The sequence below is a fragment of the Streptomyces sp. NPDC101178 genome (assembly GCF_044767965.1).
Taxonomy (GTDB): Bacteria; Actinomycetota; Actinomycetes; order Streptomycetales; family Streptomycetaceae; genus Streptomyces.
The window spans coordinates 248,291-273,729 of the sequence record NZ_JBIWOZ010000002.1; the positions used below are offsets into that span (position 1 = coordinate 248,291).

Genomic DNA, 25,439 nt, shown 5'->3' on the forward strand with positions numbered 1-25,439 from the left:
GCATGACCTGGACCGCCACTCTCTCAGCAGAAAGTGATCCTTTGTCCGTTTCGTGGCCATGGTCACAGGAGTTGATCTGTTCCCTACACGCGACACCCCATGCGCCACCCGCTGTCGGCGGGCTCAGCCGGAGACGCTCGCCCGGCCGTTCTCGATGTGCCCCATGAGCCGCCGCCGGAAGCCGTCCTCGCCGTCGGCCGTGACGGCGAGGTCGTACCAGCCGTGCGCGTCGGCCGCGGAGTGCACGACCGTGCGTTGGCGGCCCGGCTTGACGGTGACGCGGCGGACCCAGTCGTGCAGGTCATCCTCGTCGACGTAGCCGAGCGGCCGGACGAGGAAGGTCAGCGGACGGCGGCCGGTGTTGCGCAGGGTGAGGTGCACGTCGCGGTCGCGGGTGTCGATGCGGGTGGTGACCTCGGCGCCGCCCTGGACCGGCCCGGCGAACTCGCGCCGGAAGCCGTTCGGCCCGGTGACCGTGAAGCGGTACGCGTCTTTGGCGAACGGTACGGTCCAGCGGCCCGAGCCCCGGACGTCCTGGTGTTGCGGGGCCGCGAACTCACCGGCGTACGGATAGAGCGTGAAGTGCGCCGAGGACCGGCCGCTGTTGGCCAGCTCCACCCGTAGGCCATCGTCCGCCCGCCTGACCTGCGCGTCCGGCTGGTACGGCAGTGGGCGCGCCGGGCGTACGCCGGGCTCTTGTTCCGGGCGGTGCTGGACGGACGGAGGCTTCGGCTGCCAGCGGCCGCTGAGCGGCGGGATCGGGCCGGGCGCCTGGACGGCGGGTTTCCGGCGCGGCCGGGTGAAGTCGAAGGCGGAGGTGAGGTCGCCGGTGACGCGGCGCCGCCAGTCGCCGATGTTGGGCTCCTTCACGCCGGTCCAGCGCTCCAGGAAGCGGATGACCGAGGTGTGGTCGAAGACCTCGGAGCAGACGTACCCGCCGACGGTCCACGGCGAGACGACGAGCAGCGGCACCCGGATGCCGAGGCCGGTCGGGCGGCCCTCCCACTGCTCCTCTGTCACCTCGGGCGGGGCGACGGGCGGCGGTACGTGGTCGAAGAAGCCGTCGTTCTCGTCGTAGTTGATCAGTACGGCGGTGTGGCGCCAGACGTCCGGATGCCGGCCGAGCGCGTCCAGGATCTTGTAGACGATGGTGGCGCTGTGCACCGGTGACGAGGTGCTCGGGTGCTCGGAGTCGGTGGCCGAGGGGACCAGGTAGGAGACCTCCGGCAGCGTCCCGGCGGCCACGTCCTTGGCGAACTCCTCCGCCAGTGTGCCCGTCGGAACCCGGCGCAGCCCGCGCTCGAACAGGCTCCGCTCCTGCTTCGTGAGGGTCGCGACGCCCTCCTCCAGCAGCCCGAGCAGCCGGGTGCGCTCGGCCTCGGAGGCACCGCGCACCTTGGCGTAGAAGGCTTCCATGTACGTATGGCCGCCGGTCCTGGCCAGGGCCTTGCGGGCGATGGCCTTGAAGGTGGCGTAGAACTCGATCTGGTTGTCGGTGAAGTTCTCCCACTCCGTGTACGTCCGCCAGCTGCGGCCCGCCTTCTCCAGCCGCTCGGCGTACGTCGACCAGTCGTAGCCGGGATGGCTGCCCTCGTTGTACGCGTCGTTGCCGACGGCCCGTTTCCCGTTCGCCTCGAAGCCGGTCTTCCCGCTCCAGAGGTGGTTGCGGTTGGGGCTGGTGGAGGTGTGGATGGAGGAGTGGTAGGCGTCGCAGACGGTGAAGGTGTCGGCCAGCTCGTAGTGGAGCGGGATGTCCCGGCGGTCGTAGTACGCCATGGTGGCCGCGGTCTTGGCGCTGATCCAGCCGTTCATCCAGCCGCCGCCCCAGGCCTTCGCGCCGCCGCTCCAGGAGTGGTCGAGGGCGCCGATGTACTGGAGGTCCTTCTTCTGCTCCTCGGCCGCGCCGCGCACCGGGAACGGCAGCACGGTGGTGCCGGAGGCGGCGGGCTGCTCGAAGACGGTCCCGCCGGTGGGCAGCTCGATGGCGTTGCGGTCGCCGAAGCCGCGTACACCGCGCAGAGTGCCGAAGTAGTGGTCGAAGGAACGGTTCTCCTGCATGAGGATCACCACGTGCCTGATGGCCCCGAGCCCTCCGGACCCCGCCGGGTGGGCGGGCTGCGCGGCGATGGCTGCCTGGAGCGACGGCGGCAGGAACGATCCGGCCGCAGCGGCGCCGAGCGCGCCTCCGCCGAGGGCGAAGAGCCGCCGCCGTGACATGTCCGTGGTCAAAGGAGCCTCCCGTGTGTCGGTGGGTTACAGCCGGGAAGCTAGTCAGCGCAGGTGGCGGTCGGAAGGACTGCGTACGGCCCGGTGGTGAACGTCCAAGAGGCCGTACGAGAAGTCCAAGCGGCGGCCTGTGCCCCGATGATGTGCAGGGACCCCCGGAGCGCGAGGGTGGACGCGAGCGGCGTCGCCGGTAGGGTCGCGAGTCCGAGCCGGGTGACCTCCGGCAGGCCCCGGGGGCGTACGACGGCGAAGGCGAGCAGGCCCGGGAGCAGGGCGAAGAAGACGAGCTCGGCGGTGACGGTGTTCAGCGGGGGCTCTCAAGGTTCTGCGAACCACGGCCGGAGGGGCGGTGCACCCGTGTCACGGGTGCACCGCCCCTCCCAGTGGTGATCGGCCGGAATCAGCCCTCGACGCCGAGCTTCTCCAGGATCAGCTCGCGCACGCGCGCCGCGTCCGCCTGGCCGCGGGTGGCCTTCATGACCGCGCCGACGAGCGCGCCCGCCGCCGCGACCTTGCCGCCGCGGATCTTGTCCGCGATGGCCGCGTTGCCCGCGATGGCCTCGTCCACGGCCGTGGACAGCGCGCCCTCGTCCGAGACGACCTTCAGGCCGCGCTTCTCGACGACGGTGTCCGGGTCGCCCTCGCCCGCGAGGACGCCCTCGATGACCTGCCGGGCCAGCTTGTCGTTGAGGTCGCCCTTGGCGACGAGCGCGGCCACCCGGGCAACCTGCGCCGGGCTGATCGGCAGCTCGTCCAGGCCGCGGCCGGTCTCGTTGGCGTTGCGGGCCAGCTCGCCCATCCACCACTTGCGGGCCTGATCCGCCGGAGCGCCCGCCTCGATCGTGGCGACGATCAGCTCGACCGCGCCCGCGTTGAGGATGGACTGCATGTCGTGCTCGTTGACGCCCCACTCCTCCTTGAGCCGCGCCCGGCGCAGCCGGGGCAGCTCGGGGAGGCCCTTGCGCAGCTCCTCGACCCAGTCGCGCGCGGGCGCGACGGGGACCAGGTCCGGCTCGGGGAAGTAGCGGTAGTCCTCGGCGTTGTCCTTGATGCGGCCGGCCGTGGTGGAGCCGTCCTCCTCGTGGAAGTGCCGGGTCTCCTGCACGATCGTGCCGCCCGAGGACAGCACGGCGGCGTGGCGCTGGATCTCGAAGCGCGCGGCCCGCTCGACGGAACGCAGCGAGTTCACGTTCTTCGTCTCGGAGCGGGTGCCGAACTTCTCGGTGCCGTTGGGCCGCAGCGACAGGTTGACGTCGCAGCGCATCTGGCCCATCTCCATGCGCGCCTCGGAGACGCCGAGGGCCTTGATCAGCTCGCGCAGCTCGGCGACGTACGCCTTGGCGACCTCCGGCGCCCGCGCCCCGGCTCCCTCGATCGGCTTGGTGACGATCTCGATGAGCGGGATGCCGGCCCGGTTGTAGTCGAGCAGGGAGTGGGACGCGCCGTGGATACGGCCGGTGGCGCCGCCGACGTGCGTCGACTTGCCGGTGTCCTCCTCCATGTGGGCGCGCTCGATCTGCACCCGGAAGATCTCGCCGTCCTCCAGCTGGACGTCCAGATAGCCGTCGAAGGCGATCGGCTCGTCGTACTGCGAGGTCTGGAAGTTCTTCGGCATGTCCGGATAGAAGTAGTTCTTCCGGGCGAAGCGGCACCAGTCGGCGATCTCGCAGTTGAGCGCGAGACCGATCTTGATGGCCGACTCCACGCCGATCTCGTTGACGACCGGCAGCGCGCCGGGCAGTCCGAGGCAGACCGGGCAGGTCTGGGAGTTGGCGTCCTGCTTCAGCTCCGTGGAGCAGCCGCAGAACATCTTCGTCTTCGTGCCGAGCTCGACATGGACTTCGAGGCCCATGACGGGGTCGTAGGACGCGAGCGCGTCCTCGTACGACACCAGGTCAGTGACAGTCACGGTGAAACTTTTCCCTCTCAGCCCAGCAGGACGTCGTCGTCGCCGAGACGCTTCAGTTCGCGATAGAGGATCGCGAGTCCGGTGACGATGGCGGCCGCGGAGACGGCCGCGTCGACGAGACGCAGCACGTCGTTGTCGTGGCGGGCGAGCTTCGCCTGCTTGGCGACGCTGATCGCGCCGAACGCGGTACTGCCGAGCGCGACGTACAGCCCGGTCTTGGACTTCTTGAAGTTACTGGCCTTCTTTGCCATGGCACTCACAGCGACGGAGCCTCCTCAAGCAGCGGGTGCCCCCACTTTTCCACGAAGGCGGCCTCGACGGCGGATCCGACCTTGTAGAGCCGGTCGTCCTTCATGGCGGGGGCGATGATCTGCAGCCCGACCGGCAGGCCGTCCTCCGGGGCCAGGCCGCAGGGAAGCGACATGGCGGAGTTGCCTGCCAGGTTGGTCGGGATGGTGCACAGGTCCGCGAGGTACATCGCCATCGGGTCGTCGGCGCGCTCGCCGATCGGGAAGGCGGTGGTCGGCGTCGTCGGCGAGACGATCACGTCGACCTGCTCGAAGGCCTTCTCGAAGTCCTGGGTGATGAGGGTGCGGACCTTCTGGGCCGAGCCGTAGTACGCGTCGTAGTAGCCGGAGCTCAGCGCGTACGTGCCCAGGATGATGCGGCGCTTGACCTCGTCGCCGAAGCCGGCCTCGCGGGTGAGCGCGGTGACCTCCTCGGCCGACTTCGTGCCGTCGTCGCCGACCCGCAGGCCGTAGCGCATGGCGTCGAAGCGGGCCAGGTTGGAGGAGCACTCGGACGGCGCGATCAGGTAGTAGGCGGAGAGCGCCAGGTCGAAGGACGGGCAGTCCAGCTCGACGATGTCGGCGCCCAGCGACTTCAGCAGCTCGACCGACTCGTCGAAGCGCTGGAGGACGCCGGCCTGGTAGCCCTCGCCGCGGAACTGCTTGACGACGCCGACGCGCATGCCCTGGACGGAACCGTTGCGGGCGGCCTCGACGACCGGCGGGACCGGGGCGTCGATGGAGGTCGAGTCCAGCGGGTCGTGCCCGGCGATGGCCTCGTGCAGCAGCGCCGCGTCCAGGACCGTACGGGCGCAGGGCCCGCCCTGGTCGAGCGAGGACGAGAAGGCGACCATGCCGTAGCGGGAGACGCCGCCGTAGGTGGGCTTGACGCCGACCGTGCCGGTCACGGCGGCGGGCTGGCGGATGGAGCCGCCGGTGTCCGTGCCGATGGCGAGCGGGGCCTCGTAGGAGGCGAGGGCGGCGGAGGAACCGCCGCCGGAGCCACCGGGGATGCGGGTGAGGTCCCACGGGTTGCCGGTGGGGCCGTAGGCGCTGTTCTCGGTGGAGGATCCCATGGCGAACTCGTCCATGTTGGTCTTGCCGAGGATGACGACGTCGGCGGCGCGCAGCTTCTGCGTGAGCGTGGCGTCGTACGGCGGGACCCAGCCCTCAAGGATCTTGGAACCGACGGTGGTCGGCATGTCCTTGGTGGTGAAGATGTCCTTCAGCGCGAGCGGGACACCGGCCAGCGGGCCGAGCTTCTCGCCCGCCTCGCGCTTCGCGTCCACGGCACGGGCCTGGGCGAGGGCGCCCTCGCGGTCGATGTGCAGGAAGGCGTGGACCTTCTCGTCGACGGCGTCGATCCGGGCCAGGTGGGCCTCGGTGACCTCGACGGCGGTCAGCTCGCCGGAGGCGATCTTCGCGGCGATCTCGGCCGCGGTGAGCTTGATGATGTCCGTCATGGCGGTTAGTCCTCCCCCAGGATCTGCGGCACCTTGAAACGCTGCTGCTCCTGGGCCGGGGCGCCGGAGAGCGCCTGCTCGGGGGTGAGCGACGGACGGACCTCGTCCGCGCGCATGACGTTGGTCAGCGGCAGCGGGTGGGAGGTCGGCGGTACGTCTTGGTCGGCGACCTCGGAGACGCGGGCGACCGCGCCGATGATGTCGTCGAGCTGACCGGCGAAGTGATCGAGCTCTTCGCCCTTCAGCTCCAGACGCGCCAGCCGGGCGAGGTGGGCGACCTCCTCGCGCGTGATGCCAGGCATGCAGCGATCCTCAGGGGTTGGTGTGTGGTTGTGGCTGGGGGTCGGTGACACATCTCCCCCGTCCGTCCGAAGGACGGGCCGCGCGGCGTGTGGTGCGTGCGGTCGCAAGGCGCCGGAGCGCCCTCGTGGCGGAGCCACGTGGGCGTTTCGGCAACGTGGCGAGCGTGCGTACCAGGCGTCGCGCGGCGGGTGGAAAGGTGCCACCGACCCCCAATCCTATGGGGTCCGGTCATGGCGGATACCCCACCCCGATCGGCCCACTCCTTTCGGGCCTTTTCGGTGCGGGGTTCCGGCTTTGCGGCTACGGGCCCGGGCCGTGCCTCAGGCCGTCGCCGGGCCCGAGACCGTACGTCCGTGAGGGTGCTGCTTGCCCTCCGGCTTGCCGTTCGCGGCGGCCGCCGCCTGGGCCTCCAGCTCGGCCGGGCGGCGCCAGCCGTGCTCGCCGCGCGCCCGGAGCCAGGCCGTCGTCTCCTGCGGCGGCATCGCGGCCGCCACCAGCCAGCCCTGCACCGCGTCGCACCGCAGGTCCCGCAGCCGCTCCCAGGTCTCGTCGTCCTCGACGCCCTCCGCGACGACGACCAGGCCGAGCGAGTGCGCCAGGTCGATCGTGCAGCGGACGATCTCGCCGTCCTCGTGGTCCAGCGCGAGGCGGGCCACGAAGGAGCGGTCGATCTTCAGCTCGCTCACCGGGAGCCTGCGCAGATGGACGAGGGAGGAGTACCCCGTACCGAAGTCGTCCAGGGACATCTTCACGCCGTGCGCCGTCAGCCCGGCCAGGGTGTCGGCGGCCCGCTGCGGGTCCTCCAGCAGCACGTGCTCGGTGATCTCCAGCTGGAGCGCCGAGGCCGGGACGCCGTGCCTCGCGAGCCGGGCGGCGACCCCGCCCGCGAAGCCGGGGGTGTGGACGTCGCGCGGGGAGACGTTGACCGCGACCGGCACGAACAGGCCCTGCGCGCGCCACCGGGCGACCTGCGCGAGCGCCGTCTCCAGCACGTACTCCGTGAGGTGCGGCATCAGCCCGGAGGACTCCGCGATGGCGATGAACTCGTCCGGGGGGACCCGGCCGCGCTCCGGGTGCACCCAGCGCACCAGCGCCTCCAGGCCGGCGACCTGGCCGTCGAAGCGGACCTTGGGCTGGTAGTGCAGCTCGACGTCGCCCGCGTCCAGCGCCCGGCGCAGATCGCCGAGCAGGCCGAGCCGGTCCGGGGTGTTGCTGTCCCGCTTCGACTCGTACACCTCCACGCCCGTACGGTCGCGCTTGGCCTGGTACATCGCGACGTCCGCGCGGCGCAGCAGCCCCTCGGCGTCCAGTGCGTGGTCCGGGTAGACGGCGACCCCGGCGCTGGCCTCCAGCACGAGGACCAGGCCGTCCAGGTCGAGCGGCGAGGACAGTTCGGCGACCAGGTGGCGGGCGACCCGCTGGGCGCTGGTGGTCGAGTCGGCCTGCGGCAGGAGTACGGCGAACTCGTCGCCGCCGAGCCGGGCCGCCTCGGCGCCGTGCGGCAGGGCGAGGCGGAGGCGTTCCGCTATCTGGAGCAGCAGCCGGTCCCCGGCGAGGTGGCCGAGGGTGTCGTTGACGGCACGGAAGCGGTCCAGGTCGATCAGGACCAGCGCCGACCGGGTGCCGACGCTCTCGGCGTCCTCCAGCGCCGACCAGGTCCGCTCCAGCAGCCACTGGCGGTTGGGCAGGCCGGTCAGCGGGTCGCGCAGCTGCTCCTCGGCGCGGGCGCGGGCGATCCAGAGCGTGGAGTCCAGGGCGATGAGCGGGACCGCGAAGAGCGGCAGGACGACGGGCATGGACATCGCGACGACGCAGATCAGCGGGGCGAGGCCGAGCAGGGCGACGGCGACGAGCCCTTGGCGCAGCAGGGCGGTGCGGGCGATGGTCGGCAGCCCGCCGTTCTGCGGAGCTCCCGCGTACCAGAGCAGGACCCGGGTGACGAGCAGATACGTGGACGCCGCCAGGAGCAGTTCCGGTACGGCGGCGATGCCCCAGTCGAGTGGCAGCCAGGGCCGCTCCACGGTCGGCACCACACCGAACGCGGCCAGCACGAGCGCCGCCGCCGCGATGCCGAGGATGTCCACCGCGCCGTGCAGGAGCCCCTGCCACCAGCGGTGTCTGCGGGCGCTCCCGACGAGGACCACGACGACCAGGCTGACCAGTCCGGCGGGCAGCCAGCCGTAGAGCAGCAGGACGGCGAGGGTGAGGGCGGCGCCGGAGCCGGTCCCGCCCCACCAGCGGTCGCGGCCGAGCGCGACCAGATGGCCGACGATGATCCCGGTGAGGACGGCGATCGACCAGCCCGCGGCACCGTCCGGGAAGAGGGCGTGGCCGTCCTGCACGGTCCGGAAGAAGCCGACCGCCAGCAGTAACGCGGCGATCGCGATGACGGCGGCGCCCACGGGGGTCGTGAGGCCGACGAAACCTTGCAGCCGCGACACCGGGGCGGCGCTCTCGGTCGGTTTCATTCCGTCCCTCTCACAGCCGGCGGTGCCGAAGTCCCTCGGTGGCCCCCGCTCTCCTTCTACCACGGCCCCGGACGGGCGGCCGCGGAGCGGCAGGCGCTACCTCTCAACAGTAGGCCGCGAAAGGCTTCCAGGGGCAGCGCTCCACCGCTCTTGCCGAAGGCGAACCGACGACCCGTCACCTTCTGCTATGGGCCGAACGGGTGATGTGGATGAGCCGTTCGAGGTCCGGCCGACCTTTCTTCGCCCCTCTGCCCCGTTTCTTCCCTTCCCGGGGCGCGCCACGCCGGGGCCGCGTCACGGAGTCGTCTCGATACGGCGAACAGGGGATGTCCGGGAGTGGCGTACGCGTCGCGAGGGGCCCGGGAGGCGGGACGCACCGCTACTCCGCGGCGGCCTCCGGCTCGGCCGCCGCCGGCTCCGGCACCGGCAGGGCCGCCTCCCGGGCTGCGTCGGGGCCCTGTTCGAGGAGAACGGCGAACCCGGCCTCGTCCAGCACGGGGACCTTCAGCTGCATGGCCTTGTCGTACTTGGAGCCGGGGTTGTCGCCGACGACCACGAACCCGGTCTTCTTCGACACCGAACCGGTGACCTTCGCCCCGAGGCTCTGCAGCGCCTCCTTCGCGCCGTCCCGGGTGTAGCCGGTGAGGGTGCCGGTGACGACGACGGTGAGGCCTTCGAGCGGGCGGGGGCCCTGGTCCTCGTCCGAGCCCTCGTCGGCCATCCGGACCCCGGCCTCGCGCCACTTCCGTACGATCTCGCGGTGCCAGTCCTCGGCGAACCACTGCTTGACGGAGGCGGCGACGATGGGGCCGACTCCGTCCGCGTCGACCAGCTCCTGCTCGGTGGCCTCGTCGATGCGGTCGATGGAGCGGAACTGGCGGGCCAGCTCCTGCGCGGCGACCGGTCCGACGTGGCGGATGGAGAGCCCGGTGAGGATCCGGGCCAGCGGGGCTTCCTTCGCGGCGGCGATGCCCTCCAGCATGGCCACCGCGTTCTTCTTCGGCTCGCCCTGCTGGTTGGCGAAGACGGTGGCGATCTTCTCCTCGCCGGTCTTCGGGTCGCGCTTGGGCAGTCCGCTGTCCTGGTCCAGGACGTACGCCCGGATCGGCAGCAGCTGTTCGATGGTGAGGTCGAACAGGTCGCCCTCGTCCCGCAGGACCGGCCCGGCGGGCTCCATGGGCCGGGTGAGGGCGGCGGCGGCCACATAGCCGAAGTGGTCGATGTCCAGGCACTTGCGCCCGGCGAGGTAGAAGACCCGCTCGCGCAACTGGGCCGGGCAGGTGCGGGCGTTGGGGCAGCGGAGGTCGATGTCGGCCTCCTTCATCGGGCGCAGCTCCGTACCGCACTCGGGGCAGTGCGTCGGCATCTCGAACGGCTTCTCGGTGCCGTCGCGCAGGTCGACGACCGGGCCGAGGATCTCCGGGATGACGTCGCCCGCCTTGCGCAGGACCACGGTGTCGCCGATGAGGACGCCTTTGGCCTTCACCACGTTCTGGTTGTGGAGGGTGGCGAACTCGACCTCGGAGCCGGCCACTTCGACCGGCTCGACCTGGGCGTACGGGGTGACTCGGCCGGTGCGTCCGACGCCGACGCGGATGTTGACGAGCTTGGTGTTGACCTCCTCCGGGGCGTACTTCCAGGCGATGGCCCAGCGCGGGGCGCGCGAGGTGGAGCCGAGGCGTCCCTGGAGCGGGATCTCGTCGAGCTTGACGACGACGCCGTCGATCTCGTGCTCCACCGAGTGCCGGTGCTCGCCGAAGTACGCGATGAACTCCCTTACGCCTGCGAGGGAGTCGACGACCTTGTTGTGCTTGGCGGTGGGCAGGCCCCAGGAGTGGAGGAGGTCATACGCCTGGGAGAGGCGGTCGAGTGTGAGGCCCTCGTGGGCGCCGATGCCGTGGACCACCATGTGGAGCGGGCGGGTGGCGGTGACCTTCGGGTCCTTCTGGCGCAGCGAACCGGCCGCCGCGTTGCGCGGGTTGGCGAACGGCTTGTCGTCGGCGGCGACCAGCCGGGCGTTCAGCTCCTCGAAGCCTTCCATCGGGAAGAAGACCTCGCCGCGGATCTCGACCAGCGCGGGGACGTCGTCGCCCTTCAGCCGGTGCGGGATCTCCGCGATCGTGCGGACGTTGGGCGTGATGTCCTCGCCGGTGCGGCCGTCGCCGCGGGTCGCGGCCCGGGTCAGCCGGCCGTGCTCGTAGGTGAGGTTGACGGCGAGCCCGTCCACCTTGAGCTCGCACAGGAAGTGGTGGTCGGGCGTGCCGACGTCCCTGGCGACGCGCTCGGCCCAGGCGGCCAGCTCCTCGTCGTCGAAGGCGTTGTCCAGGGAGAGCATCCGCTCGGCGTGCTCGACGGAGGTGAACTCCGTGACGTACGGCCCGGCGACCTTCTGGGTCGGGGAGTCCGGGGTGCGGAGCGGCGGGTGCTCCTCCTCCAGGGCCTCCAGGGAGCGCAGCAGCCGGTCGAACTCGGCGTCGCTGACGACCGGCTGGTCCTTCACGTAATACCGGAAGCGGTGCTCCTCGATCCGCTCCGCCAGCAGCGCGTGCTCCTCCCGCGCGTCCGCCGGGACCGAACTCTCCTGTTCCACCCGCTCTTCGCCCGCCATCGTCCCGTCCTCCTGTTGACCCGTCGTCCCCGTCACTCAGGGTTGTCCGCGAGCGACCTCGCCGCCCGGGCGCTGTGGGCGAGCGCGGTGCGGGCGTACGCGGGCGACGCGCCCGCGAGACCGCACGACGGGGTGATCGCGACGGACTCGGCGAGAGTCCCCGGATTCAGCCCCAGCCTGCTCCACAGCGTCCTGACTCCCATGACGCTACCGCCCGGGTCCGACAATGCCGTCGTTGCCGCGTCGGTGGAGGGCACCACGCCCAGGAACAGCTGGGTGCCGCCTTCGACCGCTTCCCCGATCGCCTCTTCCTCACGCTCCGTGAGGAGGGAGAAGTCGAACGAGATTCCGGCCGCCCCGGCCCGGCGCAACAGCGCGAAGGGAACCTCGAGGGCGCAGGAGTGGACGATCGCCGTGCCGTCCTCGCCGGTGGCCGCGAGGACGTCCCGCAGCGCCGACTCGACGATCTGGCGGTCGACGGCGCGGTAGGTGCGGTAGCCGCTGGCGGAGCGGATCCGGCCCAGCAGGACGGCGGTGAGAGAAGGCTCGTCCAGCTGGAGGACCACCTCGGCGCCGGGCATCCGGCGGCGCACCTCGGCGAGGTGGGCGCGGAGCCCCTCGGCCAGCGAACCGGCCAGGTCGCGGCAGGCCCCGGCGTCGCCGAGCATGGCCTCGCCGCCGCGCAGTTCGAGGGCGGCGGCCAGCGTCCACGGGCCGACGGCCTGGACCTTCAGCAGTCCTTCGTATCCCTGGGTGAACTCCTCCAGGGCGTCCAGGTCCTCGCCGAGCCAGGAGCGGGCGCGGCGGGTGTCGCGGCCGGGCCGGTCGCTGATCCGCCAGCCGCTCGGCTCGACGTGCCCGTACATCTCGACGAGCATGCCGATGGTCCGGCCGATCATGTCGGCGCCGGGGCCGCGCGCCGGCAGCTCCGCCAGGTACGGCATGCCCTGGCCGTCGGCGAAGGAGCCGGTGACGGTCTTCGCCGCCTCCCGCGCGTCTCCTCCGGGCATCGACCCGACCCCGGTCGCCCGGCACTCGCTCAACTTGCTCTTCTCGCTCACGCCGGAAGCCTACGGTCCGCCGCGCACGCCCCGCGTACGCGGGGCGTCAGCGGTCCGAAGGGGCTTCAGCGGCCGGGGCGGACGGAGAGCTTCAGCGACCCGGGCGGACCGTGAGGTCGTTGACCTCGGCGTCGCGCGGCAGGTCGATCGCCATCAGGATCGTGGTGGCCACCGACTCGGGGTCGATCCAGCGCTCCGCGTCGTACTCCTTGCCCTCCTGCTGGTGCACCTTGGCCTGCATGGGGCTGGCGGTGCGCCCGGGATAGACGGAGGTGACCCGGACCCCGCTGCCGTGCTCCTCGTGGCGCAGCGAGTCGGCGAGCGCCTTGAGGCCGTGCTTGCTCGCGGCGTACGCGCTCCAGCCGGCGTGGGCGTTGAGGCCGGCGCCGGAGTTCACGAAGAGGACGTGGCCCTGGGCGGCGCGGAGCTGCGGGATGAGGAGGCGGGTGATCTCGGCGGGGGCGATGAGGTTGGCGTTGAGCTGGAAGTGCCAGGCCTTGGGGGTCAGTTCGCCGACGGTGCCGAGCTCGACGACGCCCGCGATGTGCAGCAGGGTGTCGATCCGCTCGGGCATGGGCTGCTGGCCGAACGCCCAGGAGAGCCGGTCGGGGTTGCCGAGGTCGCCGACGAGGGTCCGCGCGCCCGGGTAGCGGTCGGCGAACTCCTTGGCGCGGCCGGCGTCACGGGCGAGCAGGACGAGGTCGTCGCCGCGCTCCAGGAGACGGCGGGCGACAGCGGCCCCGATGCCGGAACCGGCGCCGGTGATGAGGTGGGTAGGCATGGGGCGATCCTAGGCGGAGGTCCGATCACCGGAGCCCGGCGGACTCCTGCGGACGCGCGTGATCACTGCGGCCCGGCGGCCCCCTCCTGACCTGCGTGATCACTGCAGCCCGGCGGACTCCTCCAGGTACGCCAGCGCGCCGACGCCGTCCTTGGCGAAGAAGACCAGCTCGGTCAGCGGCAGCGGCAGGAACCCCTCGTCCTCCATCCGCTGGAACTGCTCGCGCAGCCCGTCGTAGAAGCCCGCCGTGTTGAGGAGGACGACCGGTTTGGTGTGCTTGCCGTGCTTCTTCAGCTCCAGGATCTCGGTGGCCTCGTCCAGCGTCCCGGTCCCGCCCACCATGATCACGATGGCGTCGGACTTCTCCAGGAGCAGGGCCTTGCGCTCGGCGAGGTCGCGGGCGATCACCATCTCGTCGGCGTTCGTCCGGGCACTCGCGGCCAGGAACTCCACCGAGACCCCGACCAGCCGTCCGCCCGCCTCCTGAACCCCGTCCGCGACGACCTTCATCAGCCCCCTGTCCGAACCGCCCCAGACCAGGGTGTGCCCGCCTCTGCCGAGCAGCTCGGCGAACTCGCGGGCGGGCACGGTGTAGCGGTCGTCGAGGTCGGCGGCGGAGAGGAAGACGCAGATGTTCATAAAGCCACCGTACGACCCGCCTCCGGCACTCCCCCGTTCCGGTGAGTCAGGTGCGGATTCCGGCCGTCAGGGGCGGGCGGGGAAGATTCCGGGCCCGTACGCCGCTGAGAGGGGTATGACTTCCACCCGAGGACACCACATCACCGTCGAGCCGGTCACCGTCCACGTCAGGGCGGTGCACGAGGGCCAGGTGCTGGCCGAGAGCCGCCGCCCCCTCGTCCTGCGCGAGACGGGCTGTCCGGACCGCTACTACCTGCCGCCGGAGGACGTCCGTACCGAGCTGCTCACGCCGTCCGACACCACCACCCACTGCCCGTTCAAGGGCGACGCCTCCTACTGGTCGATTCCCGGCGCCGCCGACCTCGTCTGGGCCTACCCGGACCCGAAGCCCGAAGTGGCCGCCGTCAAGGACCACTTCTGCTTCTACGGGACGGAGCCGGTGGCCGGCTGAGGCGCGGCCTGCCTCCCGGGAGGTTTTTTCCGCCGGAGCGATGAGTTTCCCGGCCCGCTCCGGTCTCCTCTCGCATGGACAGGATTCTCTCCGCCGACGCCACGCCGATCGCCTGCCGCCGCCGCGGCGAGGGGCCACCGCTGGTGCTGGTCGGCGGGGCGCTGAGCACCGCGGCGACCGACGCGCCGCTGGCCGCACTGCTGGCGCCGCGCTTCACGGTGGTCACCTACGACCGCCGGGGGCGCGGCGCCAGTGGCAGCGGTGCGGAGGGCGTGCGCCGGGAGATCGAGGACCTGGCCGCCGTCGTGGCGGCGGCCGGGCCCGACGCGCGCGTGTTCGGGATGGCCTCCGGTGGCGCGCTGGCCCTGGAGGCGGCGGCCGCCGGGCTTCCGGTCGAGCTGCTCGCCGTGTACGAGCCGCCCTACACACCCGGCGCCTCCGGCCTCCGCGCCAAGGCCGCCCGCACGGACCGGCTGCACCGGCTGCTGGCGGCCGGGGACCGGGGCGCAGCGGTGGAGCTGTTCCTGGCCGGGACGGGCGTGGACGCGGCGACGGTGGCCCGGATGCGGCGCGCGCCCCTGTGGCCGGGCCTGGAGGCGCTGGCGCACACGCTGGCGTACGACGACGCGGTGCTGGGCGACGGGGCGGTCCCGGCGGAGCGGTTCGCCGCCGTCACCGCCCGCACGCTGGTGGTCTGCGGCGGCTTCAGCTCGGCCGGCGCCCGCGCCGCCACCCGCACCCTGGCCGAGGCCCTGCCACGCGCCCGGCACCGCACGCTGACGGGCCAGCTGCGCGAGGTGGCGCCGCAGGTGCTGGCCCCGGTGCTGGCGGACTTCTTCGCCCGGGACGCGTACGTACGCCAGGCGTCGTGAAGCGGGAGCCTCAGCCTCCTGAGGGGACTCGCTCGCGGCGGACCGTCGTCGCGATGGTGGCCGAGCCGACGACCCGGCTGCCGTCGTACAGCACGACCGCCTGGCCCGGGGCGACGCCCCGTACCGGCTCGGTGAAGGTGACGTTCAGCTCGGTGCCGTCCACCAGCTCGGCCGTCACCTCGGTCTCGCCGCCGTGGGCGCGGAGCTGGGCGGTGTACGTTCCCGGGCCGGAGGGAGGCGTTCCGCACCAGCGCGGCTTGATCGCGGTCAGGGACGTCACGTCGAGAGCCTCGACCGGACCTACGGTGACGGTGTTGTCGACCGGCGAGATGTCGAGCACGTAGCGCGGCTTGCCGTCGGGAGCGGGGTGGCCGATCCTCAGGCCCTTGCGCTGGCCGATGGTGAAGCCGAACGCGCCGTCGTGGGTGCCCAGCTTCGTACCGGACTCGTCCAGGATGTCGCCTTCGGCCGGGCCGCCGAGGCGGTCGGCCAGGAAGCCCTGGGTGTCGCCGTCGGCGATGAAGCAGATGTCGTGGCTGTCGGGCTTCTTGGCGACGGCCAGGCCCCGCCGCTCGGCCTCGGCGCGGATCTCGTCCTTGGTCGTGAGGGTGTCGCCGAGCGGGAACATGGCGTGGGCGAGCTGCTTCTCGTCCAGGACGCCGAGCACATAGCTCTGGTCCTTGGCCATGTCGGAGGCGCGGTGCAGCTCGCGGCTGCCGTCCTCCGCGAGCACGACCGTGGCGTAGTGACCGGTGCAGACGGCGTCGAAGCCGAGGGCGAGAGCCTTGTCGAGCAGCGCGGCGAACTTGATCTTCTCGTTGCAGCGCAGGCAGGGGTTGGGCGTGCGCCCGGCCTCGTACTCCGCGACGAAGTCCTCCACGACGTCCTCGCGGAAACGTTCCGCGAGGTCCCAGACGTAGAACGGGATACCGATGACGTCGGCCGCGCGGCGGGCGTCCCGGGAGTCCTCGATGGTGCAACAGCCGCGCGCCCCGGTCCGGAAGGACTGGGGGTTCGCGGAGAGGGCGAGGTGGACACCGGTCACGTCGTGGCCCGCCTCGGCGGCGCGGGCCGCGGCGACGGCGGAGTCCACGCCGCCCGACATCGCGGCGAGGACACGCAGGGGGCGCTGGGAAGTCTGAGTCATAGCCCCTCCAGGGTACGGGTCGCCGGGAACCGAACGCCCGCGGATATGCGTTGGTGATCACATGGGCAACAACGGGAGCACCAGGGCGTCGGCCAAGCCCTCGGGCGGACGGTCGCGGAAGAAGTCCGCCGACGGCGTCAGCCGGCGCGCGCTGCTGATCGGCGGCGGTGCGGTGGTGGCGGCCGGCACCGTCGCCGTGCTCGCGCGCGACGAGGTGAAGCGGGCCTGGTGGCGGGTGCCCGGCGTGGAGAAGCCGCGCAAGGCCGGTGAGCTGGACTACGCGGGCGCGACCTGGGTCGCGGCCTCCGAGGCGAACTGGCGGCGGGCGGACCGCCCGGACGACTTCCGGATCGACCGCGTGATCATCCATGTCACGCAGGGCAGCTTCGACAGCGCGGTGCGGGTCTTCCAGGACCCGGCCCACCGGGCCGCGACGCACTACATCGTGGGCCAGGACGGGCGGGTGGTGCAGATGATCCGCGAGCTGGACGTGGCGTACCAGGCGGGCAACCGGTCGTTCAACGAGCGGGCCGTCGGCATCGAGCACGAGGGGTTCGTCGACCGGCCGAAGGACCTCACCAAGGAGATGTACGAATCGTCGGCGCGGCTGACGGCGTCGATCTGCGCCCGGTACGACATACCCGTCGACCGGGAGCACATCATCGGCCATGTGGAGGTGCCGGGCACCGACCACACCGACCCCGGGCCGCACTGGGACTGGGACCGGTATCTGAAGCTGGTGAAGCGGGCGGCGACGGCACCGCCGACGCCGTCGCCTTCCGCCGCACGCGCCGAGTAACAGCCGCTCTCAGCTGAGTCCAGCCGTCCGCGCCCGCTCCACCGCCGGGCCGATCGCCTGGGCCAGCGCCTTCACGTCGTCCTCGGTGGAGGTGTGGCCGAGCGAGAAGCGCAGCGTGCCGCGGGCCAGGTCCGGGTCGGTGCCGGTGGCCAGGAGTACGTGGCTGGGCTGGGCGATCCCGGCGGTGCAGGCGGAGCCGGTGGAGCACTCGATGCCCTGGGCGTCCAGGAGGAGCAGCAGGGAGTCGCCTTCGCATCCGGGGAAGCTGAAGTGCGCGTTGGCCGGGAGCCGTCCGGCCGGGTCCGGATCGCCGCCGAGGACGGCGTCCGGGACGGCATGGCGCACGGCGGCCACCAGGTCGTCCCGCAGCCCGCCCACGCGCCGGGCGAAGTGCTCGCGCCCCTCGGCGGCCAGCCGGCCGGCCACGGCGAAGGAGGCGACGGCGGGCACGTCCAGGGTGCCCGAGCGCACGTGCCGCTCCTGGCCGCCTCCGTGCAGCACGGGTACGGGGGTGTGGTCGCGGCCCAGCAGCAGCGCGCCGATGCCGAACGGACCGCCGATCTTGTGGCCGCTGACCGTCATCGCGGCCAGTCCGGAGGCGGCGAAGCCGACCTCAAGCTGGCCGAAGGCCTGCACCGCGTCGGCATGCATCGGGATCCCGAACTCGGCGGCCACCGAAGCCAGTTCCCGTACCGGCATGATCGTGCCGATCTCGTTGTTGGCCCACATCACGGTGATCATCGCGACGTCGTCGGGGTTGCGGAGGATCGCCGCGCGGAGGTCCTCGGGGTGGACCCGGCCGTAGCGGTCGACCGGGAGGTGGTCGACGGTCGCGCCCTCGTGCTCGGCGAGCCAGTCGACGGCGTCCAGGACGGCGTGGTGCTCGACGGGGCCGGAGAGGACCCGGGTGCGGCGCGGATCGGCGTCGCGGCGGGACCAGTACAGGCCCTTGACGGCGAGGTTGTCTGCCTCCGTGCCGCCGGAGGTGAACACCACCTCGCTGGGGCGTGCGCCGAGGGCGTCGGCGAGCGTTTCTCTGGACTCCTCGACGGTGCGGCGGGCCCTGCGTCCGGCCGCGTGCAGGGAGGACGCGTTGCCGGTGACGGAGAGCTGGGCGGTCATCGCCTCGATCGCTTCGGGAAGCATCGGCGTGGTCGCTGCGTGGTCGAGGTAGGCCATGGTGGGGCCGATTCTACGAGCCCGGGGCGGGGCGCATGGCGGGCGCGTCCGGGACCACCCGCGTCAGCCGCCCAAGTTCCAGGCCGCCGTGCCGTTGACGGTGACGAGGACGGCCAGCACGACGAGGTCGGCGACGCCGAGTGCGAGGCCGAGGCAGGCCCGGCCGGGGCGGCGGGTGCGGCGGGCCAGGGAGAGCAGCGCCATCACGATCGCGGTGGGACCGAGCAGCAGGTTGAACGCCAGCAGGCCGACGAGACCGAGGACGAAGGAGGCGACGGCGAGACCGTCCGCCTCGCGGCCTGCGGCCCGGCGCGAGGCGGAGGCCGGGGCGGAGGCCGCCTCCGGTGCGGCCTGGCCGGTGACGTCGTCCGTACGGCGGGCGCGGTCGGTGAGGGTGAGGGCCATCGTGCGAGCTCCTTCGGATCGGTCCGGGTACGGCGGGCGCGACAGACGCCGGTGCGGGTCAGCGGGTGCCGGTCAGCGGGTGCGGCGTTCCCGTACGGCGAAGATCAGCAGCCAGCAGCCGATCACCGTCGCGGCGGCCAGGGAGACCGGAAGCGGGAGATGGGCGACCGCTCCGAGGGCGATGCCCAGGAGCAGCAGCGCGGCGACGAGGACGAGCACGGCGGGACCTCTCTGTACGACGACGAAGACGAAAGCCGTTCGGAGTACGAGTGTTCACTGACCTTCCAGCCTAAACCTCCGACCCCTTCCTTGACTCGGAGAACGGTTGTTTACTCAATGGCATGAGTCACACCGCCGGAATCCGCCAGACCCAGAAGCTGAAGACCCGCCAGGCGCTGCTCGACGCCGCGCTCCTGCTGCTGGAGCACCAGAGCCTGAGCAGCCTGGGGTTGCGCGAGGTCACCCGGGTCGCCGGAGTCACGCCCACCGCTTTCTACCGGCACTTCGCGGACACCGCGGCGCTCGGTGTGGCCCTGGTGGAGGAGACGCTGGGCAGCCTGCACGGGCTGATCGCCGCGGTGCTCATGGAGACCGGCGACAGCGAGGAGCGGCTGGACCGCAGCGTGGAGGTGATAGCGCGGCACGTCGGCGCGCAGCCCGCGCACTTCCGGTTCATCGCGCGCGAGCAGCACGGCGGGGTGGAACCGGTGCGCGAGGCCATCGCGGCGCAGCTGTTCCGGTTCGCGGAGGAGGTGGCGTGCGCGCTCCAGGTGGAGCCGGGGTCGGCCGGGTGGAGCGAGGAGGATCTGCTGATGCTGGGCGGGTTCTACGTGGACCACATGGTGATGACCGCGTCGGCGCTCCTGGAAGCGGGTCCCGAGAACGAGCGGGCCGTGGTCCGGCGGGCCCGGCGGCGGCTGCGGCTGGTCTCGATCGGCCGCGCGCACTGGCTGGACGAGGCGCCCGGCCGGGACCCGGAACGCGACGAGGCGCCCCGGGACTGAACGGCCGCGGCGCCCCCGTACGCGTACGCGAGCCGCTCCCGTACGCGTCGCCCCACCGCGTACGGACCGCACGCCCTACCCGCGTGCGGGCTACTCCGCGCGCGGCGCCTTCGCCAGCTGGCGGGACTGGGCGACGAGGCGGTCGGCGCTGTCCCAGACCTCCGCGTCCTCCTCCAGGAAGCCGCCGGCGAGGTTGCGGGTGGTGATGGAGACGCGCAGCAGGCCCGGGGCCGGGCGGCAGCGGATGTGGGTGGTCAGCTCGACCGTGGGGGTCCAGCCGGTCAGCCCCAGCTCGAACGAGGTCGGCGGCAGGGCGTCCACGGTGAGCAGCAGCGAGAGCGGGTCCGGGTCGCGGCCGTCCGCGAGGCCGAACCAGCCGCGCATCTCGCCCTTGCCGGACGGCGCGCCGACCGCCCAGCCGACGGTCGCCGGATCGAGCTTGATGTCGAGCCGGTCCGTGATGGCCGAGCTGCCGGGGATCTTGGGCGCGCCGTCGCTCGGGCCGAGGCAGTGGTCCCGGTCCGGCATGGCGGGCGGCAGGGCGGTGGTGCGTACGTCGTCGGGAAGCGCGTCCAGGTCGCCGTAGGTGGCGAGGACCCGGATGCGCTCGATCTCGCTGCCGTCCTCGGCGTACTGGAAGAGCGAGGCCTGTCCGGTGGAGAGGGTGCGGCCGGTGCGGACGGTCTGCGTCCGGATCACCGCGGGGCCGGGGACGGAGGCGGTGAGGTAGTGCGCGGAGACCGAGAACGGGTCCGAGTGCGGCAGCGCCTCGCCCAGCGCGCGGCCCAGGAGTGCCAGCAGGTAGCCGCCGTTGACGGCGTGGATGATGGTCCAGCCCGCGGAGAGTTCCGCGTCGTAGACGCCCTCCTCGCGCAGGGTGACCGCGGTGTCGCGGTCGAACTCGCTGTCACCGATGGTTGCCGGAGCGGTCTGCGCCGCCGCCTCTGTCGCTGCCTGTGCCATGGCATGCACGGTACACGGATAGCGTTACTGAGCGGTAGCTTTTTGGGTCGCTCAATCCCGCGTCTAGACCTCTTCCGCCCGCGCCGAGGACCGGTTGTACGCACGCGGCGCACGCCAGTGGAAGCGCAGGGCCAGCAGGCGCAGAGTGAAGGCGGCGATCACCGCCAAGCCGCTGGTCAGAGCGTTGAGGGTGTCGAAGCGGATGCAGAGGACGACCATGGTGGCGCCGACGATCGCGGGCACCGCGTACAGGTCGCGGTCCCAGCGCAGCAGCGACGGCACCTCGTTGGCCAGCACGTCCCGCAGCACACCGCCGCCGACCGCCGTGGCCAGCCCGAGCGCCGCCGAGGCCGTGAGCCCGAGGCCGTACTCGTACGCCTTGACCGTGCCGGTCACGCAGAACAGGCCGAGCCCCGCCGCGTCGAAGACGTTGACGCCGACCTGGATGCGCTCCACGTGCGGGTGGAGGAAGAAGACCAGTCCGGCGGCGAAGAGCGGGGTGATGAAGTAGCCGAGGTCGGTGAAGGCGGCGGGCGGGATCGCGCCGATCATCACATCACGGAACAGCCCTCCGCCCAGCGCTGTCACCTCGGCGAGGACCGCGATGCCGAAGACATCGAAGTTCTTGCGTACGGCGAGCAGCGCGCCCGAGATCGCGAAGACGAAGATCCCGACGAGATCGAGCGCATGCTGGACGGAGGGCGTGAACAGTTCGGTGAGCACCGGGCAATTGTGCCGGTCCTACTCGGCGGCTCCGTCCTTCGCGGACACGGCGACAGGCGCGTCGGCCTGGCCCGGCACCTTCGGGGCCTCCTGCGGAGTATCCCCCTCCGACACCTCCACCGCCTCGGCCGCCACCGCCTTCGTGGCGACGACCGCCTCGATGCCGGTGGCCAGGGTCTGCTTCACCGTCCCGGCCTCGATCTCGGCCGTGAAGTGGCAGGCCACCTTGTGCCCGTCGCCGGTGTCGAGCAGCGGCGGGCGCTCGGTCGCGCACTTGGTCTCCTGCACCCACGGGCAGCGGGTGTGGAAGCGGCAGCCGGCCGGCGGGTTGGCCGGGGAGGGCAGGTCGCCGTGGAGCAGGATGCGCTCGCGGCGGTCCTCCACCTCCGGGTCCGGCACCGGGACGGCCGACATCAGCGCCTTGGTGTACGGGTGCCGGGGCCCCGCGTACAGCGCGTCGCTCGGCGCCTCCTCGACCAGCCCGCCCAGGTACATGACCCCGATGACGTCCGAGATGTGCCGGACCACGGCGAGGTCGTGCGCGATGACCAGGTAGGTCAGGCCGAGGGACTCCTGGAGCTCCTCCAGCAGGTTGATGACCTGCGCCTGGACCGAGACGTCGAGCGCCGAGACCGGCTCGTCGCAGATGATCACGTCCGGCTCCAGGACCAGCGCGCGGGCGATGCCGATGCGCTGGCGCTGACCGCCGGAGAACTCGTGCGGGTAGCGGGACATCGCGTTGGCCGGGAGGCCGACCTTGGCGAGGATCTCCTTGATCTTCTCCCGGCGCTCCGCCTGGTCCTTGCCGATGTTGTGGGCGGCCATGCCCTCGGCGAGGATCGACTCGATGTTCTGCCGCGGGTTGAGGCTGCCCAGCGGGTCCTGGAAGACCATCTGGAGGCGGCGGCGGAAGGTCCGCATCTTCTCGTCCGGCAGCTGCGCGAGGTCGGTGCCGTCGAAGACGACCGCCCCGTCGGTGATGTCGTTCAGCCGCAGCACCGCGCGGCCGAGCGTCGTCTTGCCGCACCCGGACTCGCCGACCAGACCGTACGTCTGGCCGGCCTCCACGCTGAGCGAGACGCCGTCGACGGCGTAGACATGGCCCACCGTACGGTCGAAGAAGAGGCCCTTCTTGACCGGGAAGTGGACTTTCACGCCGTCCAGTTCGAGCAGGCTCATGCCGGGACCTCCGCCTTGGGCAGGACCGGGTTGACGCAGCGGACCTGGTGTCCGGCCGCGCGTGGTTCGGTCAGTTCGGGGGTGCCGGTGAGGCACTCCATCGTGTAGTGGTCGCACCGGGGTGCGAAGGCACAGCCGTCGGCCCAGGCGATCTTGTCGTTGATGGAGCCGCGGATCGGGTTGAGCGGCTCGCCGCGCGGTGCGTCCAGGCGCGGGATGGAGCCGAGCAGGCCGTGCGCGTACGGGTGGGTCGGGTGGGCGAACAGCTCTCGACGGCCCGCCGACTCCACGGCCCGGCCCGCGTAGAGGACGTTGACCTCGTCGCAGAGGCCTGCCACCACACCGAGGTCGTGGGTGATCATCAGCAGGGCGGTGCCCTCCTGGTCGACCAGTTCCTTGAGCAGCTCCAGGATCTGCGCCTGGATGGTCACGTCGAGCGCGGTGGTCGGCTCGTCCGCGATCAGCAGTCGGGGCGCGCAGGCCACCGCCATGGCGATCAGCGCACGCTGGCGCATTCCGCCGGAGAGCTGGTGCGGGTACTCCTTGAGCCGCCGGTCCGGGTCGGGGATGCCGACCCGGTCGAGCAGCGACGCCGCCTCCTTGCGGGCCTTCTCGCCCTTGAGGCCGCGGTGGCGCTGGAGGATCTCGGTGACCTGGATGCCGATGGGGACGACCGGGTTCAGCGAGGAGAGCGGGTCCTGGAAGATCATCGCCAGCTGGCTGCCGCGCATGTCGCGGAGCTTGCGCTCGCCGATGGTCAGCAGGTCCCGGCCGTCGAACTCGGCCCGTCCGCCGATCCGTACACCCTTGCGCGGCAGCAGCCCCATCAGGGCGAGCGAGGTGACGGACTTGCCGCACCCCGACTCCCCCACCAGGCCGACGACCTGGCCCTGGTCGACGTCGAAGGAGACGCCGTCCACGGCGGTGGCGTCCTTGCGGCCGCGCGCGGTGAAGGTGACGCTGAGTTCTTCAACTGAGAGCAGTGGCATGGGACGTCAGCCTCGCAACTTCGGGTCGAGGGCTTCCCGCATGGACTCGCCGAGCAAGGTGAAGCCGAGTGCCGTGATGATGATCCCGATGGCCGGATAGGCGGCCATCATCGGCTCGTTGTCGAAGAAGCGCTGCGCCTGCGAGAGCATCACGCCCCACTCGGGAACGGCCGGGTCCGGGTTGCCGAGCCCCAGGTAGGAGAGGGCCGCCGCCTCGATGATCGCGGTGGCGAGGCTGAGCGTCGCCTGGACGATCACCGGGCTCAGCGAGTTCGGCAGGATCTGGGTCAGCACGATCCGCTTGCGGCGGATACCGACCGCCTTGGCGGCGAGCACATAGTCCGCGCCGCCCTGCACCAGCATCGAACCGCGCAGCAGGCGGGCGAAGATGGGGATCTGGACGACACCGACGGCGATCATCACGGTGGTCAGCGACTGTCCGAGGACCGCGGCGATGGAGACGGCCAGGAGCAGGGACGGCAGCGACAGCATGATGTCGGTGAAGCGCATCACCACGGTGTCGACGCGTCGGCCGACCTTGCCGCCGAGCGTGGCGGCGGCGCCGGAGAGGATGCCGACCGCGGCGCCGATGATCAGGCCGATGAGCATGGAGACCACACCGACGAGGAGGGTCTGCCGGGCGCCGACGAGCCAGCGCGAGAACATGTCGCGGCCGAGGTGGTCGAGGCCGAACCAGTTCTCGCCGCGCATGCCGACGAACTTGCCCTGGTTGGGGAAGACCTCGCTGCGCCAGTTCTGCGCGGTGGGGCCGTGCGGCGCGAGCATCGGGCCGACGATGGCGACGACGATGAAGGCGGCGATGATCGCCGCTCCGATGATCGCCATCTTGCTGGAGCGCATCCGGCGGAACGCCTCGCGCCAGAGGCTGGTGCCGGCGACGGACTCGGAGCTCTGGGTGAGCTCGGCGAGACGGTCGATCTTGTCTGCTTTGTTGGTCAGAAGCGTCACGTCAGTGCACCCGCACTCTCGGGTCGATGATGCTGTACGCGAGGTCGACCAGGAGGTTGATGAGCACGTACACCATCGCGATGAAGAGAATGAACCCGACGAGGACCGGGTAGTCGCGGCCGTCGATCGCGGTACGGATGAACGAGCCGATGCCGCCGAAGTCGAAGACGGACTCGGTGAGCACCGCACCGGAGAGCAGGCTGCCGGTCAGCAGGCCGACCGCGGTGATCACCGGCAGCAGCGCGTTGCGGAGCACATGGCGGCCGCGGACGACACGCTTGTCCAGGCCCTTGGACTCGGCGGTGCGGATGTAGTCCTCGCCGAGCACCTCCAGGACGCTGGCGCGGGTCATCCGGACGATGACGGCGAGCGGGATCGAGGCCAGCGCGAGGGCGGGCAGGATCAAGTGCATGATCGCGTCCCAGCTCGCGTCCAACTCGCCGGTCAGCAACCCGTCCAGGACCGAGAACCCGGTGATGTCGGTGGCGTTGAGGCCGGTGGTGAGCCTTCCCTGGCTCGGGAACCAGCCCAGCTGGACGGAGAAGATCCCGCGCAGCAGCATGGCCAGGAAGAAGACCGGGATGCAGATGCCGAGCAGCGATCCGGAGACGGACGCGACGTCCAGCCAGCCGCCGCGGTGCTTGGCCGCGAGGTAGCCCATCGGGATGCCCACGACCACGGCGATCAGGATGGCGGCCACGCTGAGTTCCACGGTGGCCGGGAAGCGCAGGGTGAACTCGTCCCACACCGGCTGGCCGGTCTGGGTGGAGGTTCCGAGGTCGAGCTCGAAGATGCGCTTGAGGAAGCGCCAGTACTGGACGTGCACCGGCTCGTCGAGCCCGAGTGCACGGTTGATTCTCGCCACTTCGGCTTCGGTGGCCCGCTCGCCCAGGATCGCTGAGGCGGGTCCGCCGGGCAGTCGGTTCAGCCAGAGGAACAGCAGGACCGACAGGCCGAGCAGGGTGGGAATGAGCTGGAGAAGTCTTCTGACGACGAGTCGCAGCACCCCGCATG

24 protein-coding genes are annotated in these 25,439 nt (G+C 71.7%); 4 read left to right on the top strand and 20 right to left on the bottom strand.

What is annotated here, in order from left to right; translation table 11 throughout:
- Nucleotides 1-123: 123 nt before the first annotated feature.
- The 10 genes from ACIRR8_RS05260 to ACIRR8_RS05305 all read right to left on the bottom strand — a co-directional run bounded on the left by ACIRR8_RS05260 (nucleotide 124) and on the right by ACIRR8_RS05305 (nucleotide 13,745).
- Entirely contained in the window at nucleotides 124-2,229 is a 2,106-nt protein-coding gene (locus tag ACIRR8_RS05260; RefSeq protein WP_404059177.1) for a phosphocholine-specific phospholipase C, read from the bottom strand.
- 397 nt (nucleotides 2,230-2,626) lie between these two features.
- Nucleotides 2,627-4,135 (bottom strand): Asp-tRNA(Asn)/Glu-tRNA(Gln) amidotransferase subunit GatB, encoded by a 1,509-nt coding sequence (gatB, locus tag ACIRR8_RS05265; RefSeq protein WP_404059179.1) that lies wholly within the window; start codon nucleotides 4,133-4,135, stop codon nucleotides 2,627-2,629.
- Between the two features lie 17 nt (nucleotides 4,136-4,152).
- Nucleotides 4,153-4,386, bottom strand: coding sequence for a hypothetical protein (locus ACIRR8_RS05270; RefSeq protein ID WP_326707662.1), 234 nt, complete (start codon nucleotides 4,384-4,386; stop codon nucleotides 4,153-4,155).
- 5 nt (nucleotides 4,387-4,391) lie between these two features.
- Entirely contained in the window at nucleotides 4,392-5,885 is a 1,494-nt protein-coding gene (gene gatA / locus ACIRR8_RS05275; protein WP_355875839.1) for an Asp-tRNA(Asn)/Glu-tRNA(Gln) amidotransferase subunit GatA, read from the bottom strand.
- Nucleotides 5,886-5,890: 5 nt separating this feature from the next.
- On the bottom strand, nucleotides 5,891-6,187 hold the full coding sequence (gene gatC, locus ACIRR8_RS05280; protein ID WP_015036350.1) for an Asp-tRNA(Asn)/Glu-tRNA(Gln) amidotransferase subunit GatC: 297 nt from the start codon (nucleotides 6,185-6,187) through the stop codon (nucleotides 5,891-5,893).
- Nucleotides 6,188-6,508: 321 nt separating this feature from the next.
- Nucleotides 6,509-8,656 carry a putative bifunctional diguanylate cyclase/phosphodiesterase gene (locus ACIRR8_RS05285; RefSeq protein ID WP_404059182.1) on the bottom strand — a complete coding sequence of 716 codons (2,148 nt, stop codon included), beginning with the start codon at nucleotides 8,654-8,656 and terminating at the stop codon, nucleotides 6,509-6,511.
- Nucleotides 8,657-9,035: 379 nt separating this feature from the next.
- Nucleotides 9,036-11,264: an NAD-dependent DNA ligase LigA gene (gene ligA / locus ACIRR8_RS05290; protein WP_404059184.1), complete on the bottom strand. Its 2,229-nt coding sequence runs from the start codon at nucleotides 11,262-11,264 to the stop codon at nucleotides 9,036-9,038.
- 32 nt (nucleotides 11,265-11,296) lie between these two features.
- Nucleotides 11,297-12,325 carry a methionine synthase gene (locus ACIRR8_RS05295; protein WP_404059187.1) on the bottom strand — a complete coding sequence of 343 codons (1,029 nt, stop codon included), beginning with the start codon at nucleotides 12,323-12,325 and terminating at the stop codon, nucleotides 11,297-11,299.
- Between the two features lie 91 nt (nucleotides 12,326-12,416).
- The gene (locus ACIRR8_RS05300) at nucleotides 12,417-13,106 is read right to left on the bottom strand and encodes an SDR family oxidoreductase (RefSeq protein WP_404059190.1); all 690 of its coding nucleotides are present in this window, start codon (nucleotides 13,104-13,106) and stop codon (nucleotides 12,417-12,419) included.
- A gap of 99 nt (nucleotides 13,107-13,205) precedes the next feature.
- Nucleotides 13,206-13,745: a TIGR00730 family Rossman fold protein gene (locus ACIRR8_RS05305; RefSeq protein ID WP_404059192.1), complete on the bottom strand. Its 540-nt coding sequence runs from the start codon at nucleotides 13,743-13,745 to the stop codon at nucleotides 13,206-13,208.
- 115 nt (nucleotides 13,746-13,860) lie between these two features.
- On the opposite strand from ACIRR8_RS05305, the gene ACIRR8_RS05310 reads away from it, so the two are divergent.
- The gene (locus ACIRR8_RS05310; protein WP_404059194.1) at nucleotides 13,861-14,196 is read left to right on the top strand and encodes a DUF427 domain-containing protein; all 336 of its coding nucleotides are present in this window, start codon (nucleotides 13,861-13,863) and stop codon (nucleotides 14,194-14,196) included.
- Between the two features lie 74 nt (nucleotides 14,197-14,270).
- Nucleotides 14,271-15,068 (top strand): alpha/beta fold hydrolase, encoded by a 798-nt coding sequence (locus ACIRR8_RS05315; protein WP_404059197.1) that lies wholly within the window; start codon nucleotides 14,271-14,273, stop codon nucleotides 15,066-15,068.
- A 10-nt stretch (nucleotides 15,069-15,078) separates the two neighbouring features.
- On the opposite strand, the gene mnmA is transcribed toward ACIRR8_RS05315, so the two are convergent.
- Entirely contained in the window at nucleotides 15,079-16,215 is a 1,137-nt protein-coding gene (mnmA, locus tag ACIRR8_RS05320; protein WP_404059200.1) for a tRNA 2-thiouridine(34) synthase MnmA, read from the bottom strand.
- A gap of 61 nt (nucleotides 16,216-16,276) precedes the next feature.
- On the opposite strand from mnmA, the gene ACIRR8_RS05325 reads away from it, so the two are divergent.
- Nucleotides 16,277-17,014, top strand: a complete 738-nt coding sequence (locus ACIRR8_RS05325; RefSeq protein WP_404059203.1) for an N-acetylmuramoyl-L-alanine amidase — start codon at nucleotides 16,277-16,279, stop codon at nucleotides 17,012-17,014.
- Between the two features lie 9 nt (nucleotides 17,015-17,023).
- Here the strand turns inward: ACIRR8_RS05325 and ACIRR8_RS05330 are convergent, their stop codons facing one another.
- From ACIRR8_RS05330 to ACIRR8_RS05340, 3 genes are all read right to left on the bottom strand, one after another.
- Entirely contained in the window at nucleotides 17,024-18,193 is a 1,170-nt protein-coding gene (locus tag ACIRR8_RS05330; RefSeq protein WP_404059206.1) for a cysteine desulfurase family protein, read from the bottom strand.
- 63 nt (nucleotides 18,194-18,256) lie between these two features.
- Entirely contained in the window at nucleotides 18,257-18,598 is a 342-nt protein-coding gene (locus ACIRR8_RS05335) for a hypothetical protein (protein WP_404059209.1), read from the bottom strand.
- A gap of 72 nt (nucleotides 18,599-18,670) precedes the next feature.
- Complete coding sequence (locus ACIRR8_RS05340) at nucleotides 18,671-18,817, bottom strand: hypothetical protein (protein ID WP_404059212.1); 147 nt, start codon at nucleotides 18,815-18,817, stop codon at nucleotides 18,671-18,673.
- A 122-nt stretch (nucleotides 18,818-18,939) separates the two neighbouring features.
- Between ACIRR8_RS05340 and ACIRR8_RS05345 the strand changes: the two genes are divergently transcribed.
- Nucleotides 18,940-19,602, top strand: coding sequence for a TetR family transcriptional regulator (locus ACIRR8_RS05345; protein ID WP_404059215.1), 663 nt, complete (start codon nucleotides 18,940-18,942; stop codon nucleotides 19,600-19,602).
- 90 nt (nucleotides 19,603-19,692) lie between these two features.
- Here the strand turns inward: ACIRR8_RS05345 and ACIRR8_RS05350 are convergent, their stop codons facing one another.
- The 6 genes from ACIRR8_RS05350 to ACIRR8_RS05375 form a co-directional block, all read right to left on the bottom strand.
- The gene (locus ACIRR8_RS05350) at nucleotides 19,693-20,565 is read right to left on the bottom strand and encodes a thioesterase family protein (protein ID WP_404059218.1); all 873 of its coding nucleotides are present in this window, start codon (nucleotides 20,563-20,565) and stop codon (nucleotides 19,693-19,695) included.
- A 63-nt stretch (nucleotides 20,566-20,628) separates the two neighbouring features.
- On the bottom strand, nucleotides 20,629-21,288 hold the full coding sequence (locus ACIRR8_RS05355) for a trimeric intracellular cation channel family protein (protein WP_404059221.1): 660 nt from the start codon (nucleotides 21,286-21,288) through the stop codon (nucleotides 20,629-20,631).
- 18 nt (nucleotides 21,289-21,306) lie between these two features.
- Nucleotides 21,307-22,467: an ABC transporter ATP-binding protein gene (locus tag ACIRR8_RS05360; RefSeq protein ID WP_404059223.1), complete on the bottom strand. Its 1,161-nt coding sequence runs from the start codon at nucleotides 22,465-22,467 to the stop codon at nucleotides 21,307-21,309.
- Nucleotides 22,464-23,456 carry an ABC transporter ATP-binding protein gene (locus ACIRR8_RS05365; protein WP_404059226.1) on the bottom strand — a complete coding sequence of 331 codons (993 nt, stop codon included), beginning with the start codon at nucleotides 23,454-23,456 and terminating at the stop codon, nucleotides 22,464-22,466. Before ACIRR8_RS05365 ends, ACIRR8_RS05360 begins: the two co-directional genes overlap by 4 nt.
- A 6-nt stretch (nucleotides 23,457-23,462) precedes the next feature.
- The gene (locus ACIRR8_RS05370) at nucleotides 23,463-24,425 is read right to left on the bottom strand and encodes an ABC transporter permease (protein WP_404059228.1); all 963 of its coding nucleotides are present in this window, start codon (nucleotides 24,423-24,425) and stop codon (nucleotides 23,463-23,465) included.
- Between the two features lies 1 nt (nucleotide 24,426).
- Nucleotides 24,427-25,431, bottom strand: a complete 1,005-nt coding sequence (locus ACIRR8_RS05375; protein WP_404059230.1) for an ABC transporter permease — start codon at nucleotides 25,429-25,431, stop codon at nucleotides 24,427-24,429.
- Nucleotides 25,432-25,439 lie beyond the last annotated feature (8 nt).

Excerpts from the sequence above, each read along its gene's own strand:
- ACIRR8_RS05270 (WP_326707662.1), bottom strand. The coding sequence starts at position 4,386 with ATGGCAAAGAAGGCCAGTAACTTCAAGAAGTCCAAGACCGGGCTGTAC.
- gatA (WP_355875839.1), bottom strand. The coding sequence starts at position 5,885 with ATGACGGACATCATCAAGCTCACCGCGGCCGAGATCGCCGCGAAGATC.
- gatC (WP_015036350.1), bottom strand. The coding sequence starts at position 6,187 with ATGCCTGGCATCACGCGCGAGGAGGTCGCCCACCTCGCCCGGCTGGCG.
- ACIRR8_RS05285 (WP_404059182.1), bottom strand. The coding sequence starts at position 8,656 with ATGAAACCGACCGAGAGCGCCGCCCCGGTGTCGCGGCTGCAAGGTTTC.
- ligA (WP_404059184.1), bottom strand. The coding sequence starts at position 11,264 with ATGGCGGGCGAAGAGCGGGTGGAACAGGAGAGTTCGGTCCCGGCGGAC.
- ACIRR8_RS05300 (WP_404059190.1), bottom strand. The coding sequence starts at position 13,106 with ATGCCTACCCACCTCATCACCGGCGCCGGTTCCGGCATCGGGGCCGCT.
- ACIRR8_RS05305 (WP_404059192.1), bottom strand. The coding sequence starts at position 13,745 with ATGAACATCTGCGTCTTCCTCTCCGCCGCCGACCTCGACGACCGCTAC.
- ACIRR8_RS05310 (WP_404059194.1), top strand. The coding sequence starts at position 13,861 with ATGACTTCCACCCGAGGACACCACATCACCGTCGAGCCGGTCACCGTC.
- ACIRR8_RS05315 (WP_404059197.1), top strand. The coding sequence starts at position 14,271 with ATGGACAGGATTCTCTCCGCCGACGCCACGCCGATCGCCTGCCGCCGC.
- mnmA (WP_404059200.1), bottom strand. The coding sequence starts at position 16,215 with ATGACTCAGACTTCCCAGCGCCCCCTGCGTGTCCTCGCCGCGATGTCG.
- ACIRR8_RS05325 (WP_404059203.1), top strand. The coding sequence starts at position 16,277 with ATGGGCAACAACGGGAGCACCAGGGCGTCGGCCAAGCCCTCGGGCGGA.
- ACIRR8_RS05330 (WP_404059206.1), bottom strand. The coding sequence starts at position 18,193 with ATGGCCTACCTCGACCACGCAGCGACCACGCCGATGCTTCCCGAAGCG.
- ACIRR8_RS05335 (WP_404059209.1), bottom strand. The coding sequence starts at position 18,598 with ATGGCCCTCACCCTCACCGACCGCGCCCGCCGTACGGACGACGTCACC.
- ACIRR8_RS05345 (WP_404059215.1), top strand. The coding sequence starts at position 18,940 with ATGAGTCACACCGCCGGAATCCGCCAGACCCAGAAGCTGAAGACCCGC.
- ACIRR8_RS05350 (WP_404059218.1), bottom strand. The coding sequence starts at position 20,565 with ATGGCACAGGCAGCGACAGAGGCGGCGGCGCAGACCGCTCCGGCAACC.
- ACIRR8_RS05360 (WP_404059223.1), bottom strand. The coding sequence starts at position 22,467 with ATGAGCCTGCTCGAACTGGACGGCGTGAAAGTCCACTTCCCGGTCAAG.
- ACIRR8_RS05365 (WP_404059226.1), bottom strand. The coding sequence starts at position 23,456 with ATGCCACTGCTCTCAGTTGAAGAACTCAGCGTCACCTTCACCGCGCGC.